Source organism: Aurantibacter aestuarii, assembly GCF_003008425.1.
Classification (GTDB): domain Bacteria; phylum Bacteroidota; class Bacteroidia; order Flavobacteriales; family Flavobacteriaceae; genus Aurantibacter; species Aurantibacter aestuarii.
Window position 1 is genome coordinate 967,512 of record NZ_PXOQ01000007.1, and the last position, 17,864, is coordinate 985,375.

Consider the following 17,864-nt stretch of genomic DNA (forward strand, 5'->3'; position numbering starts at 1 on the left):
TGTTATTTGTTATCATTTCTAGTAGTTACACCAGAAGTTTAAAGTTATTATTCTGAAAGCGTTTTATGAAATTTTTGTAATGATTTTAACGCTAAAAAAATAGACCTTGAATTAAAGTAAATTCAAGGTCTAAAGATAATAATTATTTGTTTAAAACGATTATGCCGTTTTAAGTTGAATAGCTCTAATTATTTTTGCTTACCGTAAACTTCGGTTACAAAATCTTCGTAGCTTAATTCTTTAGTTTTCGTGTTTGCTTTTTCTTTATAAAGATCTAGTAATTTTTTACTTACAACCTGCTCAGAAATTTTACGAACTTCATCTTGGTTAGACAGCACACGCGCAGCGATATCATCTAATTCTTTATCTGAAGGATTCATTTGACCAAATTGTGCCATCTGCATTCTAATCATATCCTTTGCAGAAGCTTTAACGTCTTCAAAGTCAACTTTTAAATCGTTGTCTTTCATTAATTTTCCTTCAATTAACTGGTAACGTAAGCTCTTTTCAGATTTTTCGTATTCTTCTTTAGCTTCTTCTAAGGTTAATTGCTTTTCGCCTGCAGTTTGCATCCACTTAGTTAAAAATTCGCTTGGTAAGTCAAATTTTGTGTTTTCAACTAAATGTTCTGTTACATCATTTAAAAACTTTTGATCAGCTTGTTGTACAAACTGTTTTTCAGCGTCTTCTTTAATTTTAGATTTTAATTCAGTTACAGACTTAACTACATCTTTCCCAAATAACTTATCGAATAATTCTTGATCAAGCTCTGCTGCTTCACGTTTGTTAATTTCATTAATTTCAAAATTAACTTCAATATCTAAACCGTGAACTTTATCATGCTCTACTTTTAAAGCATTCTGTAATTCATGCTCGTCATTAAAAAGTCCTTTAGTTTTTAAATTTAATTGGTCTCCAGCTATAGCGCCAATAAATTTTTTCTCGTTGGTTTTACCTTTAATTTGCTCTAAAGTAAAAGTGAATTTATTTTCAATTCCTTCCGCTTCATTTGTAAAAGTTCCTGTTATTTCAGAATCTTTTTCAACTTCATTTTGAGAAATAAGTTTTCCGTATTGTTTTTGGATACGTTCTACTTGCTCATCAATCATTTTATCGTCTGCTACAATATTGTAACGTGTAATGGCTTTTTTAGCATTTAAGTCCACATCAAATTCTGGAGATAAACCTAATTCAAACTCAAAAGAATAATCGTCATCTTCCCATTCAATATCTTTTACTTTTGGTAAAGGATTACCTAAGATATCTAATTTTTCTTCAGATAAATATTTGTTTAAGTTTTCTTGTAAAAGTTTGTTTACTTCTTCCGCTAAAACTGCTTTACCATATTGTTTTTTTACCATTCCCATTGGGACATGACCTTTTCTAAAACCAGGGATGTTAGCTGTTTTACGGTAATCTGTAAGTATTTTTTCTACTTTAGCGCTATAATCTTCTTTAGCGATATCTACTTTAACGACTGCATTTAATGCATCAATATTTTCTCTTGTTATTTTCATTATGTAAAAATGATATAAAAATTGGAGTGCAAAAATACTCATTTTTTACACGTTTCCAAAGTTTTTAAGTGGTTGAATTTCAGCTTAGTTTTTTGGTTCTTTAAATATGGAATGAAGTATAGATTGCAAAACAGAAAGAAGGATGCTAAAAAGTAATGCAATCCAGATGCTGCTTACGGCAAAACCATCTATTAAATAGTCTGCCAGCATAATAATTAATGCGTTTATAATTAACAGGAATAAGCCTAAAGTAAATATAGTAATTGGTAAGGTGAAAATAATTAAAATGGGTCTTACAAATAAATTTAAAAGGGCTAAAACTATGGCTACAATTAATGCAGAAACTATGGTATTACCGCCTAAAGTTACTCCAGGTAGGAGATAAGCTAATAGTATAACGGCTATTGTATTTATTAAAAGTTTAAGTATGATATTCATGATGTTTGTTTTTAATTATGAATTAATAAAATCCATAGTGTAGTTATAAAATTCCTGAGGATTCTCGGCGTGCAACCAGTGTCCTGCGTTAGAAACAGTGTTTATATGTGCTTCTGGAAAATGGGTTTTAATAAGTGTTTCGTCTGAGCTTGGAATATATTCACTTTTATCGCCTCTTAAAAAAAGCGTGTCTTTATTAAATTGGGCATGTATAGGTAATGCTTCTCCAACTTCCGAGACATTTTCTGTTAATGCTTCCAAATTCATCCGTAAGCCTAAAGTTCCTTTTTTTACCCAATAAAGATTTTTTAATAAAAACATGCGTGTGCCGGCATCTGGAACATAATTGGATAAAGCGTCGTCTGCATCGCCACGCGACTCTAATTTATCGAAATCTAATGCACTTAGCCCTTTTAAAATACTATCGTGATGGATTGGGTAAAAACGAGGTGATATGTCTGCAATTATTAATTTTGATACCAATTCTGAGTAAAGTGAAGCAAATAACATGGCTGTTTTGCCTCCCATAGAATGTCCTAAAAGTATAATATCTTCCAGATTATGTTCTGTGCAATAAGTTTTTAAATCTTCTGCTAATACGTAATAATTAAAATAATCGCTATGCGGACTTCGGCCATGATTTCTTTGGTCTACTAAATGCACTTCTAAATTCTGTTCGGCAAACTGTTTGCCTAGAGTTTTCCAGTTATCGCCAGTACCTAAAAATCCGTGAAGTATAATAAATGGTTTTCCAGAGCCTATAATATTGGAGTGTAATTGCATATTGAGCTTTTTGGTTTGTGAGTTTAAAAGTTTATTTAGTAAAACGTTTATTAATCTTTGGTAATAAAAAGCAGAGGTGTAGATAACGATTTTTTAATTTTGCCTACTGCCTACTGCCTACTGCCTACTGCCTACTGCCTACTGCCTACTGCCTACTGCTAACTTTCCCTTATACATATTAATGACGTTTTCAATTCCTAAATACAAACTTTCGGCAATTAAAGCATGTCCAATAGAGACTTCTAACAAACCAGGAATATTTTCGGCAAAAAACTTAATATTGTCTAAGCTTAAATCGTGACCCGCATTTACACCTAAACCTAGTTGGTTTGCCAATTCGGCACATGCTGTGTAAGGTTTAATTCCTGCTTTATTTCCTAAACTGTATTGGTGAGCAAATGCTTCGGTATACAATTCTATACGGTCTGTTCCTGTTGCTTTGGCTCCTTCAATTTGTTTTAAATCTGGGTCTACAAAAATGGAAGTACGAATGTCGTTTCGCTTAAACTCGGCAATCATTTCAACTAAAAAATCTTTATGCTTAATCGTGTCCCATCCCGCATTACTCGTAATAGCATCAATAGCATCTGGCACTAAAGTAACCTGTGTTGGTTTTAACTCTAAAACCATATCGGTAAACTTTTTAATAGGATTTCCTTCAATATTATATTCCGTATAGACTATTGGTTTTAAGTCGTAAGCATCCTTGTAGGTTATATGTCTTTCATCTGGTCTGGGGTGAATGGTGACACCTTCAGCTCCAAAACGCTGTACATCTTTTCCAAATTGAACCACGTTAGGAGTGTCTCCACCGCGGGAATTTCTTAAAGTGGCTATTTTATTTATGTTTACGCTTAATTTTGTCATGGTTTTTGTGTTAAATAAAGCAAAAATACAAAGTGTAAGAACTTTATTGAGTTAAAAATTGATTAATTTGCAGTAAATATAAACGATACTATGCCCTTATCTAATTATATCATAAACGATGTGAAACCTTTATTGGTTACCGATAAAATAAGTGATTTACAACTCTTGTTTAATCAGTTGACCTATTCTCATATTCCCATTCAAAATGAAGATGGGATATATTTAGGTTGTGTGTCTGAAAATGATGCTTATTGTTTTGAAAGCGATAAAGTCTTAAAAGAGTGTTCTTACGCTACAGAAGGTTTCTTTGTAAGACCTCAGGCTACTTGGTTAAATGTACTAGAAGTTTTTGCTCAAAATAACACCAATATCATGCCTGTTCTGGGAGATCAGAATGAGTATTTAGGTTATTATGAGTTAAATGATATTATTAGCCTATTTAATGAAACGCCATTTTTTGCAGAACCTGGTGGTATTTTAATTGTTGAAAAAGGATTGCAGGATTTTTCCATGAGCGAAATTGCTCAAGTTGTAGAAACAAATAACGGTAAGATGCTTGGAGCATTTGTGTCTAAAATTGAAAATGATTTAGCGCAAATTACTTTAAAAATAGGTAATGCCAGTTTAAATGATGTGATACAGAGTTTTAGAAGATATAGTTATAATATTATTTCTGAAATAGAGGATGATGTGTATTTGGAAAGTTTGAAAGATCGCTCGGATTACCTTAATAAGTATCTAAGTATATAATTTTAATTTACTTATCATGAAAATCGCCATATACAGTCAGTTTCAAAAAAATAAATCTTTAGATTCTTTTGTGAAACTCTTAGAGGTTTTAAACAAAAAGGCGTTTAAGGTTTATATTGAAGAAGAGTTTTACACTAAGATCAATAGAAACTCTTTTCTAGAACTAGAGACGTTTACAGAGCTCGATAACTCTTACGATTTGTTAATAAGTGTTGGCGGTGATGGAACTATTTTAAGAGCAGTAACCTTTTTAAGAAATTTAGATATTCCATTAATAGGAGTAAACACAGGTAGATTAGGTTTTTTAGCGACGATTCAAACCAATGAAATTCAAGATGCTATAGAAGCTATTTTAAACAAGGATTATAATATTTCTGAGCGAAGTCTATTAGAAATTTTGTCTACAGAAGCTACAAAAGGAATTGGGTCTCTTAATTTTGCTTTAAATGAAATTGCAGTTAGTCGAAAGGACACCACTTCTATGATTACAGTAGAAACCAAGTTGAATGGCGAATATTTAACTTCTTATTGGAGTGATGGATTAATTGTATCAACACCTACGGGTTCCACAGGATATTCACTTAGTTGTGGTGGTCCGGTAATTACTCCAAACACATCCAGTTTAATTTTAACACCTATAGCGCCACATAACTTAAGTGCAAGACCACTAGTTATAAAGGACGATACCGAAATTACTTTGAAAGTAAGTGGTCGCGAGAAAAACTATTTAGTTTCATTAGATTCCCGAATTGCTACACTGAAAAATAACACCGAAATAACTATTAGAAAAGCGCCTTTTAAAATTAAGATGATAGAGCTTAATCATGAGAGTTTTTTACAAACACTTCGTAAAAAATTACTTTGGGGAGAAGATAAACGCAATTAACTACAATAATAAGTCTGGATTTTAGTTTTTATGGTAACTATTTAAATCCTATTGTTATAGGCAATTCTTATTTATTATATTTGCAACCCTTAAAAATAATATGAATCGTTTTTTCCTACTTATTAGTGCCTTAATAATTACTCAGTGGAGTTATAGCCAAATTCATGAATTTGGCGTAATGGTTGGCGGAAGTAATTTTATTGGAGATGTTGGTTCTACACGTTATATCGCTCCAAAAAACACAGCATTTGGAGGTGTTTACAAATGGAATAGAAGTCCTAGACATTCCTTTCGTTTTTCAGCATTATTTACAGAATTAGAAGGAATAGATAATGACTCAGACGATCCAAGTAGAAAACTACGTGGCTACGAATTTACAAACGATATTTTAGAATTGTCCTTAGGGATGGAATTTACATTTTTCGATTTTGACTTACACAGACCTGGAAATAAATCGACTCCATACTTGTATACAGGAGTTACCGTGGCATTTCATGATAACTATTTTTTTGATTCCAGAGGTGTGTATACACCAGAGAACACAAAAAGCCAAGCCTGGGGTATACCTGCTGTTGTAGGTTATAAAACTACCCTTACAGATAATCTTATTTTAGCTTTTGAAATTGGCGCCCGATATACGTTTTCAGATGAATTAGATGGTAGTGTTCCAGATACTAAAGAAAATATACCCGATTTAAGTTTTGGAAATATTAATAATAATGATTGGTATATGTTTACTGGTATTACTTTATCTTATACCTTTGGCCGAAATCCTTGTTACTGTAATTTTTAAATGAATTTATTAGAACAGATACATAAAGACCGTTTGCCCAAACATATTGCCATTATTATGGATGGTAATGGGCGCTGGGCAAAAAATAAAGGATTACTACGAGTAGTAGGACACGAAAATGGAACGAAATCGGTTAGGGAAACTGTAGAGACTTGTGCTAAGTTAGGTGTAGATCATCTTACACTATATGCATTTTCAACTGAAAATTGGAATCGTCCAAAACTGGAAGTAGACTCTTTAATGAAGCTTTTAGTGTCGTCTCTAAAAAAAGAAATCAACACACTTCAGGATAATAACATACAGCTTAATGCTATTGGGAATTTAAACGCATTACCAAAAAAAGTGCATAAGGAACTTTTAGATGTTATAGGAAAAACAGCACAAAATACTCGAATGAAGCTTTCTTTGGCTTTAAGTTATGGCTCTAGAGAAGAGTTAATTAATGCCGTTAAAGAAATAAGCGATAAAGTTAAAAATAATATAATTTCATGTGAAAAAATAGATGAATCAACTATAAATGAGCATCTTTACACGCGAAACTTACCAGATGTAGACCTGCTTATTAGAACAAGTGGTGAGCAACGTATTAGCAATTTTTTACTATGGCAAATTGCCTATGCAGAATTGTGTTTTGAAGATGTCCTGTGGCCAGATTTTACACAGGAGCATTTATTAAAAGCCATTATAGATTATCAAAAAAGAGAACGTAGGTTCGGGAAAACAAGTGAACAACTTAGCTAAATTATTACCATTGAAACATATTTTAAAATACATTTTAGTATTACTTATCACATTAACGAGTCCGTTAATTATTGCTCAGGAATTAGACTACGCCAACAGTAAAAAATATACCATAGCAGAAATTACTGTAAATGGTAATACCACATTTAGCGAACAAACCATTATTACTTATTCAGGGTTACGTAAAGGCTCGGAAGTTAAAATTCCAGGAGAAGAAATTAGTGACGCTATAACCAAATTGTGGAAATCTAATTTGTTTTCGGATATAGAAGTTTATTTACTACGTACAGAAGGCAATTTAGCTTATTTAGAAATCCGTCTTTCGGATCTTCCAGAATTAAATGAAGTCGTTATAAATGGAGTAAGAAAAAGCAAAAAAGAAACAATTATAAAAGAAAATAATTTAAAGCAAGGGGTTAAAGTTACCGAAAACTTGATAACTACTACCAGAAACTATCTTCAAAATAAATACAAAAAGGATGGATACCTAGCAGCCAAAGTTAAAATAACAACTACACCTGTAACTAGCGATTCTATTAATAAGTCTCGTGTAAATATGTTTGTAGGAATAGATAAAGGAAGTAAAGTTAAAGTATCTTCTATAGAATTTGAAGGTAACGAAGTTTTAAAAGATAAAAAACTTCGTAAAGCAATGAAAAATACAAAAAAAGTAAATCCATTAAGGGTTTACAAACGTTCAAAATATATAAAAGAAGATTATAAAGCGGATTTAGTAAGTGTTGTAGATAAGTATAAAGAAAACGGTTATAGGGACGCTAGAATTATTTCAGACACCTTAATTGTTAAAAGTGAAGATCGTGTAGACTTAAAAATTAAAGTTGAAGAAGGAGAAAAATATTATTTTGGTGAAATCACTTTTGTTGGAAATACAGTTTATTCAGATGAATTTTTAAGACGCTATTTAGGAGTTGAAAAAGGTGATGTTTATAATGGTATCGAGTTACAAAAACGTATATCAGATAATACAAAACCAGATGCACAAGACATTACCAACTTATATCAAAATAACGGGTATTTATTCTCATCTGTAAATCCTGTTGAAATTAACGCTAACGGTCAGGTAATTGATTTAGAAATCCGAATTTCTGAAGGAAAACCAGTTTATTTTGACAAAGTTTCAGTAGTAGGAAATGATCGTACAAACGACCATGTTATTTACAGAGAGTTAAGAACCAGACCAGGAGAGCTTTACAGTAAACAGAATGTTGTAAGAACGGTTAGAGAACTAAGTCAATTAGGATTTTTTGATGCAGAACAGCTTTCTCCAAACTTTAAAAATCCAAACCCAGAGGAAGGTAAAATTGATATTGAGTATGCTGTTGTGGAAGCAGGTTCAAGTCAAATAGAACTTCAAGGAGGTTATGGTGGTGGAGGTTTTATAGGAACTCTAGGATTATCTTTTAATAACTTTTCCTTAAAAGATATCTTTAAAAAAGAAGCCTATCAGCCGTTACCAACTGGTGATGGTCAGAAATTAGCATTACGTTTACAAGCTAGTCGTTTTTTTAGGACTTATAGTTTTTCTTTTACAGAACCATGGTTAGGAGGGAAAAAACCAGTACAGTTTTCTACTTCATTATCTCAAACGCAACAGTTTCTTTACGATCCTGTATCTAGGAGTGCTGATAAGGATAGACGTTTTAATATTACAGGAATAACTTTTGGTTTAGCGAAACGATTATCTGTTCCTGATGATTACTTTACATTATCTCAGGCGATTAGTTTTCAGCATTATAATTTAAAAAATTATAATACAGGATTGTTTACTTTCGGGAATGGTTACTCTAATAACTTAGCTTACACGATAGGTTTAAGCCGAAACAGTACTTTTAATGATCCTATATTTCCTGTAGGAGGATCAAATTTTTCTGTGACAGCAAAATTGTCATTACCTTACTCTGCTTTTAATGGTGTGGATTATGAGAGTTTAGCTGACGAGAGAGAAACAAATGTAGATATTATAAGTAACACAAATAATACTACAGCAGAGCGTACTGCAGCATCCGAGAGAATTAGTGAAATTGACCAAGAGCGTTTTAAATGGTTGGAATTTTATAAAATTAAATTTAAGGCAGATTGGTACACACCAACCATAGGTAAATTTGTTTTAAAACCTAGCTTAGAATTTGGGTTTTTAGGGGCATATAATCAAGATCGTGGTGTTATACCGTTTGAAAGATTTTTTGTTGGTGGTGATGGTTTAGGTAGTTTTAGCCTTGATGGAAGAGAAGCTATTGCATTAAGAGGTTATCCTAACCAGTCTATACAGCCAGTAGATGATTTAGGTGTGGTATCTCAAGATGGAGGAACTATTTACAATAAATTTTCTTTAGAATTACGTTATCCAATAACACTTAAACAAAGTGCTAAGATATATATGTTAAGTTTCCTTGAAGCTGGTTCTGCTGTTAATGATTTTAAAAACTTCAATCCGTTTCAATTAAAACGATCTGCAGGATTAGGTGTTAGAATTTTCATGCCTGCATTTGGATTATTAGGAATCGATTTTGGACATGGATTCGATCCTCTACCTGGACAGCAAATTAAAAATGGTTGGGAAACGCACTTTATTATTGGTCAACAATTCTAATTAAATAAAATACAACTACTAATTTTAATTTTGGCACGGTATTTTCTTTATGCATAATGTCATTTTATCTAAGAGTTTATAATTTTTAAAATTAAAATTCGTTATTTTGAAAATAATCAGGTATGATTCATTTAAATTTTAAATTGTAAAAAGATGAAATTGAAAGTTCTTTTTTTAATATGTTTTGCCTTTTTTTCACTGCAAAATACTTTTAGTCAGCGTGCAGGTGCAAAGATTGCTTATATAGATACGGAATACATTTTGAAAAATGTGCCAGAATATCAGCAAGCTACAAGCCAATTAGCAACTAAAGTACAAAAGTGGAAAATTGAAGTAGACGCTAAATTAAATGATATTAAACAACGTCGAGAAGCGCTGAATAATGAAAAAGCTCTTTTAACAAAAGAACTTTATGAAGAGCGATTAGAAGATTTATCTTTTGAAGAAAAAGAAATAATAGAATATCAGCAAAAACGTTTTGGACCGGATGGCGATTTAGTTATCCAGAGAAAGCAATTAATGCAGCCAGTTCAAGACCAGATATTTCAGGCGGTACAGGATTTAGCAGAAACAAGAAATTACGATTTTGTATTCGATAAATCTGCAGATGTCGTGATGTTGTATTCTGCTGAAAAATATGATATTAGCGATGCTGTTTTAAGAACCATTACAAGAGCTTCAAAAAGAAAGCAAGCTACAGACAGAAAAGAACGTTTGGAGGCTGAAAAGGAAGATATTGTAGAGGAAGAAGTATCGGAATCTCAACAAGAACGTCAAAGAATTTTAGACGAAAAGAAGGCAAAGCGAGATTCAATTTATGCAGCTAAACGTGAAGCTTTAAAGGCAGAACGTGAGGCTCAAATTGAAGCGAAACGTAAAGAACGGGAAGAGCAATTAAAAGAGCGTGAAGCGGCAAGAAATAAAGTAGACAGCGAGTCTAATGATAATGAAGATGAAGAAAAAGCTTCTGAAGAACCAAAAACAAGAGAAGAAATTTTAGAAGAAAAACGTCAGGCTCGAGAAGCAGATAGAATCAAACGTCAGGAAGCTTTAGATGAAAAAAGACGATTAAGAGAAGAAGAATTAAAAAAAGCTCGCGAAGAGCAAGAATCAAACGAGGATGAGGATCCTAACTAATTATTAAAACAATAAAAATTAAAATAATCTAAAATGAAACACTTTAAAACTTTATTTATCGCAGCGATATTATTTATGTCTGCAACCACTTTGTCAATAGCACAATCTAAAATTGCACATATTAATACTACAGACTTAGTGACTAGTATGCCAGATATGAAAACTGCTCAGGCTCAAATTGAAGAAATTGGGAAAAATTATGAGAAAGAAATTCAGGGCATGGTAAATGAATACAAAAAGAAAATAGAGCAGTACGAAAAAGAAGCTCCAACTAAGACAGATGAAGAAAACCAGACACGTTCTGTAGAGGTTCAAACAATGCAACAGAAGATACAACAGTATCAAGCAAACGCACAACAAGAATTACAGAAAAAAGAAGGTGAGTTGTTAAAGCCAATTACAGAGAAAGCTAAAGCTGCTATTTTAAAGGTAGCTAAAGCACAAGGATTTAATTATGTATTAGATTCTTCTCAAGGTGGAGGCGTTATTATGGCTGAAGGAAAAGATCTTTTAAAAGACGTTCAAAAAGAATTAGGATTTTAATCCTGTGATTACTTTATAATTTAAAAAAAGCTGACTATTTTTAGTCAGCTTTTTGTTTTATAACACTTATGAAAGAAAACCCTATTGGTCTATTCGATTCTGGAATTGGAGGTACGTCTATTTACAAAGCTGTAAATAAATTACTTCCTAATGAGTCTACTATTTATTTAGCAGATAGTGCCAATGCGCCTTATGGTCCAAAAGGACGTGAGTGGATTATTGAGCGCTCAATTATTAATACAGAATTATTACTTGAGCACAATTGTAAACTCATTGTGGTGGCTTGTAACACTGCAACAACCAATGCTATAAGTATTTTAAGGGAAAAATATAAAGTGCCTTTTATAGGTATAGAACCGGCCATAAAACCCGCAAGCCTTAAAACAAAAACTCGGGCTATAGGGATTTTGGCAACTAAAGGGACGTTTAGTAGCGAGTTATTTATGCAAACTTCTAAACTGTATTGTAGTGATGTTTTTCGGGTGGAGCAAATAGGAGAAGGTCTTGTAGATTTAATAGAGTCGGGTAAGCTTAACTCAACAGAGATGACCAGATTGCTTCAAAAGTATTTAAAACCTATGCTTAAAGCTAATATTGATTATTTGGTGTTGGGTTGCACACATTATCCATACTTAATTCCACAATTAAAACAATTACTGCCAAAATCTGTAAAAATTATAGATTCCGGTAAAGCAGTAGCTAAACAAACCAGTGTAGTTTTAAACTCTCATGGTTTACTTTGCGAGAATGACCAGAATGTTTATCATCAATTTTATACCAACGGGTCATTAGATGTCTTAAAAAGTGTATTGCCACAGCATCAACAAGTTGATTTTTTAAACTTTTAATAAAATTAATGCTGTTTTAGCTTAGAGAAAAAATCCCAAATTACAACCCCACAACTTACCGAGATGTTTAAGGAGTGTTTGGTGCCAAACTGAGGGATTTCAATAACAACATCACTTTGGCTTACCACTGTTTGTTGCACACCTTTAACCTCATTACCAAAAACCAGAGCGTAAGTGGTGTTAGTTTCCACTTTAAAGTCATCTAACATAACTGCCTGTTCCGCTTGTTCTATACTACAAATTTTCACTTTCTTGGCTTGTAAGTCTTTAATTAAAGTAAGTGTATCTTCAACATATTCCCAATCAACAGCATCTGTACTACCTAATGCGGTTTTGGTAATATCCTTATGCGGAGGTTGAGCGGTTATACCGCACAAATAAATTTTTTCAATTAAAAAAGCATCGCTGGTTCTAAAAACAGAGCCAATATTATTTAAACTTCTAATATTATCTAAAATAATTATTATAGGTGTTTTTTTAACGTCTTTAAATTCTTTAACACTTAAGCGTTCTAATTCGCTATTTTTTAATTTTCTCATGGAAAGACTTTCAAATCATTTATAAAAAAGAGATTAAAGTTGTGAATAAATCACTATAACTTCAATAAAATTCCTTGTTTATAAGTTTAAATATTAATTAACTTGCGGTATGCAATTAGTTACAAAAATAACATATAATACTTAACAGCTTGGCAAAGAAAACGAAAAAAGAAACGCCTTTAATGAAGCAGTATAATGCTATAAAAGCAAAATATCCAGACGCTTTGTTATTATTTCGTGTGGGCGATTTTTATGAGACTTTTGGAGAAGACGCCATAAAAACAGCAGGAATTTTAGGTATTATTTTAACTAAAAGAGGCGCGGGTAGCGAAAGTGAGATTGAATTAGCGGGATTCCCACACCATTCTTTAAATACCTATTTACCAAAACTGGTTAAAGCTGGAGAACGTGTAGCAATTTGTGATCAGCTGGAAGATCCTAAGCAGACAAAAAATATTGTAAAGCGTGGAGTTACAGAGTTAGTTACACCAGGTGTGGCTTTAAATGATGAGGTGCTTCACTCTAAAAGTAATAATTTTCTTTGTGCACTATATTTTGGCAAATTAACTATTGGTGTATCTTTTTTAGATATTTCGACTGGTGAATTTTTAACGTCACAAGGAAACGAGGATTATATCGATAAATTATTGCAAAATTTTAATCCCAGTGAGGTTATTGTAGCTAAACAAAAGCGACAACAATTTAATGAGGTGTTTGGTAAAGATTATCATACATTTAATCTGGAAGATTGGGTTTTTAAAACCGATTATGCCAATGAAACACTATTAAAACATTTTGAAACAAAATCTCTTAAAGGTTTTGGGATAGAAGACTTAGATGAAGGTATTATTGCATCGGGTTCTATTTTACATTATTTAGCCGAAACACAACATCATAAATTACAGCATATTTCTTCCATAGCACGAATTGCTGAAGATGATTATGTTTGGATGGATCGTTTTACCATTAGAAATCTTGAGCTATATCATTCAACAAATAATAATGCGGTAACGCTTTTAAATGTAATAGATAAAACCATCTCGCCTATGGGCGGACGTTTATTAAAACGTTTGTTAGCCTTGCCTTTAAAGGATATTTCTAAAATTAGACAACGTCATGATGTGGTGTCTCATTTGAAAAATGAAACATCGCATTTACAGCAGCTTCAAACACAAATTAAACAGATTGGAGATTTAGAGCGTTTAATTTCTAAAATAGCGACTCAAAAAGTGTGTCCGCGTGAAGTGGTTCAACTTAAAAATTCATTAGAAGCCATTATTCCTATTAAATCACTTGCGAGTCAATCTAAAAATGAAGCGTTAAAAGTGATAGGCGAACATCTTCAGGCATGCGATTTACTAAGAGAAAAAATTAAAGAAACTATAGCTGAAGAAGCTCCGGTAAATATTTTAAAAGGACAAACCATAGCTGAAGGATTTTCGGAAGAATTGGATGAGCTTCGGGATTTATCGAAATCAGGTAAAAATTATTTAGACCAGATGCTGGTTAGAGAAAGCGAGCGAACTGGAATTACATCACTTAAAATTGCTTCCAATAATGTCTTTGGTTATTATATTGAAGTCCGTAATACGCATAAAGATAAAGTTCCGGCAGAATGGATTAGGAAACAAACTTTAGTTAATGCAGAGCGATACATTACTGAAGAATTAAAAGAATACGAATCTAAAATTTTAGGAGCTGAAGAACGCATTTCCGAAATAGAACAGCGTTTGTTTTTAGATCTAGTCCTTTGGATGAATCAATATATTAAAGCTGTACAACAAAACGCCTATTTAATTGCAAAAATAGATGTGCTTTGTGGTTTTGCTCAGTTAGCTACTGAAAACAATTATGTCTTACCCGAAATAAATGACTCCTATGCTCTGGAGATAGAAGATGGACGTCATCCGGTAATTGAAAAACAACTACCTATAGACGAACCTTATATTACAAATAGTGTGTCTTTAGATACAGAAACCCAACAATTTATCATGATTACTGGGCCAAATATGTCTGGAAAATCGGCTATTTTAAGGCAAACTGCATTAATCGTGCTATTAGCACAAATAGGATGTTTTGTTCCTGCAAAAGCGGCTCATATTGGTGTGGTAGATAAAATATTTACAAGAGTAGGCGCAAGCGATAATATCTCTATGGGAGAATCGACCTTTATGGTAGAAATGAATGAAACCGCCTCTATTTTAAATAATATAAGTAAACGCAGTTTGGTGCTTTTGGATGAAATAGGAAGAGGTACTAGTACTTATGATGGTATTTCAATAGCTTGGGCGATAAGTGAGTATTTACATGAACATCCACAACGTCCAAAGACTCTATTTGCAACGCATTACCATGAGTTAAATGAGATGACGGAAACCTTTAAAAGAATAAAGAACTTTAATGTTTCGGTTAAAGAAATTAAAAATAACGTGCTTTTTCTAAGAAAATTAGTAGAAGGTGGCAGTGAGCATAGTTTTGGAATTCATGTGGCTAAAATGGCAGGAATGCCTCAAATAGTAATACAACGTGCAAACAAAATTTTAAAAAAACTAGAGAAGTCTCATTCCAGCGAAGAACTTACCGATAAAATGGCATCTCTTAAAGATGACGATTTGCAATTAAGCTTTTTTAATTTAGACGATCCTTTACTTGAAAAAGTCAAAGAAGAAATTACGTCGCTAGATATCAACACCTTAACGCCAGTTGAAGCCTTAATGAAATTAGATGTGATTAAGCGAATGCTTACTAGCACAAAAAAAGTGTAATTTTTTTTTAAAAAAGGCTTTGCAGATTTAATAAATAGTTTAAATTTGCACTCGCAACACTAAGTTGCACGTTCATTTAAAACTGCGAAAGTAGCTCAGGGGTAGAGCATCACCTTGCCAAGGTGAGGGTCGCGGGTTCAAATCCCGTCTTTCGCTCTGAGACTTTCTTAAAAATAAATTCCAATGCTGAAGTGGTGGAATTGGTAGACACGTTGGACTTAAAATCCAATGTCCGTTTAGGACGTACGGGTTCAAGTCCCGTCTTCAGTACAAAGCCTTGTTAATCAATAGATTAGCAAGGCTTTTTTGTTTTATAATGAATTGTTAAATCAAGCTCGTATTATCCTAAATTTTGTTGTTAAAGTGAGAGTTGATTTTTAATTAAATATGGCAAAGTTAAATCAGGTATCTACTATGAAAGATGACTTTTGTCAGCTTATATAAATTTCTTTCAATAGTTTACTATAGTTTATTTCTGTATTTTTAAACTATGATTCTTAAAAACCAAGTATTAAACAGGCATCATAAAAAACCTATCGTTTATGATGTGTTTTATAATGACAATAAACAGAAGAGACCATTGGTTTTGTTTTGTCATGGCTATAAAGGGTTTAAAGACTGGGGTGCATGGCATTTGGTGGCTGAAACTTTTATGAAAGCCAACTGCGTGTTCTTAAAATTTAATTTCTCTCATAATGGAGGCACTGTTAAACAGCCTATAGATTTTCCAGACCTAGAAGCTTTTGGACATAATAATTATAGCAAAGAGCTTGAAGATTTAAACGATATGATTGGTTTTGTTTTAAGTGATAAAAATGAATTTTCCCAAGAAATAGATTTAGGTCAAATCATTCTTATTGGTCATTCCAGAGGTGGAGGTATAGCAACGTTAAAAGCTAGTGAAGATTCTAGAATTAGTAAGTTAATAACTTGGGCATCTGTATCAGATTTTAAAAGTCGATTTGGTTCGGAAGATGAGATTGAAATATGGCGAAAAACGGGAGTTAAAACGGTTTTAAATGGCAGGACTAAGCAAGAAATGCCTCATTATTACCAGTTTTATGAAGATTTTAAAGCTAATGAAACACGTTTAGATATTGAAAGAGCTGTAAAATTATTAAAAATACCACATTTAATAATTCACGCTAAAGACGACTTATCGGTTTTATATGAAGAGGCTTTAAACTTACACGAATGGAATCCCGACAGCAAATTATTAGCTCTAAAGGATTCTAACCATGTGTTTGGCTCAAGTCATCCTTGGGAAGAAGATATGCTTCCAGAAGTTTTAAACCAAGTTGTAGAAGCTTCTATTGAGTTTATAAATTAAAAGTTTTATTGCTTATATTTTGTTGTTGTACTGCGTTTTTTAATTCAGTTGACATATACTTTTTTATTTTTCCAAAAAGCGACTTTTCTTGTAATCTGTATATGAACCAAAACCATAAAACAATAAATGGAAATAATAAAATACTCCATATTGGAATTTCTTTTCCTGTTAGGTAAGCGACCGTTATCGTGAGAATTGGAATAATAGATACGATATACAATTCAATTCGTAATTTAGTTCTTAATTCAATTTTGGTTTTTCTGTTATTTAATTCAGTCAGTTTTCCGTATGCTTTAATTCCATCGGCTGCTCCATGAAATCCATCTATAATTAAAGTTCCCAATGAGAATTTAGATAAAGCTTTAAATTCATTTTCCGAAATCCAATCGAGATTAAATTTTCTTTCTTTTTTAAAACGAATTTGTTCTTTCAATTCAGATATTGATCCATTGAATTCGGTTGATTCTTTCAAAAGTGCTTTCTCGATAATTTCTTTCATCATTTTTTTTTGAATACTTTGCTTAAATGCAGTACAACTGTTTTGGCTATGGTTTCGTTGCGTGAAAATCCGCGAAGATTTTCCGCCGTAAACCGAAGATAGCAAATTTGCGAGGACTTATCGAGAGGAAAGTCTGAAGCAATGGACTATAGTCGTTGTTGTGCACTATTTTTTATTTTAAATATTTTTCTATTTCAGAAAGTTCCAAAATGATTGAACTTGAACTTATATTAAAGCAAGCACTTCCAATTCCGTAATCAACGCTAAATTCCACTTGATTTTTGTCGGTAAATGAAATTCCAAATTCGTTTAGTTCATAATATCTAAAGTCAATCCATTTCATACAGTCGCTGATTTCAGGAATTTTGGAATTTGATTCGTATCCAGTTTTGAGTTTCTGGTTTATTAATTTTTCCAATCTGATAGCCTTTTGATTAAAAAAGTCAGAGTTTTTTACTTTTATAGTATCCTTTTTGTCAATCTGAAACAGCTCATACTTATAAGAGTATCGACCTTTATAATCAGCAATTCCAGTTGATTTGAATAAGTGATTTTTAAATTCACAAGTTTTTATAATAATGTCATCTGAATATTCAGGGTCTTTTTTAGTCGATTCGTTACAGACTATTTTTAAGTCCGTTTCTTGAGCTTTGACTTTAAATGAAAAAGTCAAAAGAAGAGTCAAAATTATTAATGTATATTTCATTTTCTCAACTTGTGCACAACTTGTTATATCATAACTTTTATTAACGATATCCCGTTAATAAGTAGGATGTAGTAATATTTGAGTTACTGTTATTCCGTAAAGATAATTTTT

General features: G+C 32.3%; 17 protein-coding genes and 2 tRNA genes. 12 read left to right on the forward strand and 7 right to left on the reverse strand.

The annotated features are described in order from the left end of the window. Nucleotides 1-188 precede the first annotated feature (188 nt). The 4 genes from tig to C7H52_RS05470 all read right to left on the reverse strand — a co-directional run bounded on the left by tig (nt 189) and on the right by C7H52_RS05470 (nt 3,605). Nucleotides 189-1,517, reverse strand: coding sequence for a trigger factor (gene tig, locus C7H52_RS05455; RefSeq protein WP_106462865.1), 1,329 nt, complete (start codon nt 1,515-1,517; stop codon nt 189-191). Nucleotides 1,518-1,601: 84 nt separating this feature from the next. Then, on the reverse strand, nt 1,602-1,955 hold the full coding sequence (locus C7H52_RS05460) for a phage holin family protein (RefSeq protein ID WP_106462866.1): 354 nt from the start codon (nt 1,953-1,955) through the stop codon (nt 1,602-1,604). 15 nt (nt 1,956-1,970) lie between these two features. Further along, entirely contained in the window at nt 1,971-2,738 is a 768-nt protein-coding gene (locus C7H52_RS05465; protein ID WP_106462867.1) for an alpha/beta fold hydrolase, read from the reverse strand. 138 nt (nt 2,739-2,876) lie between these two features. Then, complete coding sequence (locus C7H52_RS05470) at nt 2,877-3,605, reverse strand: pyridoxine 5'-phosphate synthase (protein WP_106462868.1); 729 nt, start codon at nt 3,603-3,605, stop codon at nt 2,877-2,879. Nucleotides 3,606-3,695: 90 nt separating this feature from the next. Between C7H52_RS05470 and C7H52_RS05475 the strand changes: the two genes are divergently transcribed. The 8 genes from C7H52_RS05475 to murI all read left to right on the forward strand — a co-directional run bounded on the left by C7H52_RS05475 (nt 3,696) and on the right by murI (nt 11,914). Further along, on the forward strand, nt 3,696-4,355 hold the full coding sequence (locus tag C7H52_RS05475; protein ID WP_106462869.1) for a CBS domain-containing protein: 660 nt from the start codon (nt 3,696-3,698) through the stop codon (nt 4,353-4,355). Nucleotides 4,356-4,371: 16 nt separating this feature from the next. Next, the gene (locus C7H52_RS05480) at nt 4,372-5,241 is read left to right on the forward strand and encodes an NAD kinase (protein WP_106462870.1); all 870 of its coding nucleotides are present in this window, start codon (nt 4,372-4,374) and stop codon (nt 5,239-5,241) included. Nucleotides 5,242-5,341: 100 nt separating this feature from the next. Next, entirely contained in the window at nt 5,342-6,034 is a 693-nt protein-coding gene (gene porG / locus C7H52_RS05485; RefSeq protein WP_106462871.1) for a type IX secretion system protein PorG, read from the forward strand. Further along, complete coding sequence (locus tag C7H52_RS05490) at nt 6,035-6,775, forward strand: isoprenyl transferase (RefSeq protein ID WP_106462872.1); 741 nt, start codon at nt 6,035-6,037, stop codon at nt 6,773-6,775. Nucleotides 6,776-6,785: 10 nt separating this feature from the next. Then, nucleotides 6,786-9,386, forward strand: coding sequence for an outer membrane protein assembly factor BamA (gene bamA, locus C7H52_RS05495; RefSeq protein ID WP_245918546.1), 2,601 nt, complete (start codon nt 6,786-6,788; stop codon nt 9,384-9,386). Nucleotides 9,387-9,539: 153 nt separating this feature from the next. Then, the gene (locus C7H52_RS05500) at nt 9,540-10,523 is read left to right on the forward strand and encodes an OmpH family outer membrane protein (RefSeq protein ID WP_106462874.1); all 984 of its coding nucleotides are present in this window, start codon (nt 9,540-9,542) and stop codon (nt 10,521-10,523) included. Between the two features lie 33 nt (nt 10,524-10,556). Beyond that, nucleotides 10,557-11,066, forward strand: coding sequence for an OmpH family outer membrane protein (locus tag C7H52_RS05505; RefSeq protein ID WP_106462875.1), 510 nt, complete (start codon nt 10,557-10,559; stop codon nt 11,064-11,066). Nucleotides 11,067-11,134: 68 nt separating this feature from the next. Next, nucleotides 11,135-11,914: a glutamate racemase gene (gene murI, locus C7H52_RS05510; RefSeq protein ID WP_106462876.1), complete on the forward strand. Its 780-nt coding sequence runs from the start codon at nt 11,135-11,137 to the stop codon at nt 11,912-11,914. Nucleotides 11,915-11,919: 5 nt separating this feature from the next. Here the strand turns inward: murI and C7H52_RS05515 are convergent, their stop codons facing one another. Beyond that, nucleotides 11,920-12,453 carry an RNA methyltransferase gene (locus C7H52_RS05515; RefSeq protein WP_106462877.1) on the reverse strand — a complete coding sequence of 178 codons (534 nt, stop codon included), beginning with the start codon at nt 12,451-12,453 and terminating at the stop codon, nt 11,920-11,922. Between the two features lie 149 nt (nt 12,454-12,602). Between C7H52_RS05515 and mutS the strand changes: the two genes are divergently transcribed. The 4 genes from mutS (at nt 12,603) to C7H52_RS05535 (ending at nt 16,548) form a co-directional block, all read left to right on the forward strand. Further along, a complete protein-coding gene (mutS, locus tag C7H52_RS05520) occupies nt 12,603-15,218 on the forward strand; it encodes a DNA mismatch repair protein MutS (RefSeq protein WP_106462878.1) in 2,616 nt (871 codons plus the stop codon). Nucleotides 15,219-15,302: 84 nt separating this feature from the next. Next, nucleotides 15,303-15,374, forward strand: a tRNA-Gly gene (locus tag C7H52_RS05525). Between the two features lie 29 nt (nt 15,375-15,403). After that, a tRNA-Leu gene (locus tag C7H52_RS05530) sits at nt 15,404-15,488 on the forward strand. Between the two features lie 220 nt (nt 15,489-15,708). Continuing rightward, on the forward strand, nt 15,709-16,548 hold the full coding sequence (locus tag C7H52_RS05535) for an alpha/beta hydrolase family protein (RefSeq protein WP_106462879.1): 840 nt from the start codon (nt 15,709-15,711) through the stop codon (nt 16,546-16,548). Here C7H52_RS05535 and C7H52_RS13415 read toward each other — a convergent pair. Both C7H52_RS13415 and C7H52_RS05550 read right to left on the reverse strand, forming a co-directional pair. Continuing rightward, nucleotides 16,538-17,152 (reverse strand): hypothetical protein, encoded by a 615-nt coding sequence (locus tag C7H52_RS13415; protein ID WP_221405030.1) that lies wholly within the window; start codon nt 17,150-17,152, stop codon nt 16,538-16,540. The two genes, C7H52_RS05535 and C7H52_RS13415, sit on opposite strands and share 11 nt — an antisense overlap. Nucleotides 17,153-17,219: 67 nt before the next feature. Beyond that, the gene (locus C7H52_RS05550; protein WP_106462881.1) at nt 17,220-17,753 is read right to left on the reverse strand and encodes a hypothetical protein; all 534 of its coding nucleotides are present in this window, start codon (nt 17,751-17,753) and stop codon (nt 17,220-17,222) included. Nucleotides 17,754-17,864 lie beyond the last annotated feature (111 nt).

What these genes read in the sequence shown, in the direction of transcription:
- tig (WP_106462865.1), bottom strand. Translation starts at nt 1,517, where the DNA reads ATGAAAATAACAAGAGAAAATATTGATGCATTAAATGCAGTCGTTAAA.
- C7H52_RS05460 (WP_106462866.1), bottom strand. Translation starts at nt 1,955, where the DNA reads ATGAATATCATACTTAAACTTTTAATAAATACAATAGCCGTTATACTA.
- C7H52_RS05465 (WP_106462867.1), bottom strand. Translation starts at nt 2,738, where the DNA reads ATGCAATTACACTCCAATATTATAGGCTCTGGAAAACCATTTATTATA.
- C7H52_RS05470 (WP_106462868.1), bottom strand. Translation starts at nt 3,605, where the DNA reads ATGACAAAATTAAGCGTAAACATAAATAAAATAGCCACTTTAAGAAAT.
- C7H52_RS05475 (WP_106462869.1), top strand. Translation starts at nt 3,696, where the DNA reads ATGCCCTTATCTAATTATATCATAAACGATGTGAAACCTTTATTGGTT.
- C7H52_RS05480 (WP_106462870.1), top strand. Translation starts at nt 4,372, where the DNA reads ATGAAAATCGCCATATACAGTCAGTTTCAAAAAAATAAATCTTTAGAT.
- porG (WP_106462871.1), top strand. Translation starts at nt 5,342, where the DNA reads ATGAATCGTTTTTTCCTACTTATTAGTGCCTTAATAATTACTCAGTGG.
- C7H52_RS05490 (WP_106462872.1), top strand. Translation starts at nt 6,035, where the DNA reads ATGAATTTATTAGAACAGATACATAAAGACCGTTTGCCCAAACATATT.
- C7H52_RS05500 (WP_106462874.1), top strand. Translation starts at nt 9,540, where the DNA reads ATGAAATTGAAAGTTCTTTTTTTAATATGTTTTGCCTTTTTTTCACTG.
- C7H52_RS05505 (WP_106462875.1), top strand. Translation starts at nt 10,557, where the DNA reads ATGAAACACTTTAAAACTTTATTTATCGCAGCGATATTATTTATGTCT.
- murI (WP_106462876.1), top strand. Translation starts at nt 11,135, where the DNA reads ATGAAAGAAAACCCTATTGGTCTATTCGATTCTGGAATTGGAGGTACG.
- C7H52_RS05515 (WP_106462877.1), bottom strand. Translation starts at nt 12,453, where the DNA reads ATGAGAAAATTAAAAAATAGCGAATTAGAACGCTTAAGTGTTAAAGAA.
- C7H52_RS05535 (WP_106462879.1), top strand. Translation starts at nt 15,709, where the DNA reads ATGATTCTTAAAAACCAAGTATTAAACAGGCATCATAAAAAACCTATC.
- C7H52_RS05550 (WP_106462881.1), bottom strand. Translation starts at nt 17,753, where the DNA reads ATGAAATATACATTAATAATTTTGACTCTTCTTTTGACTTTTTCATTT.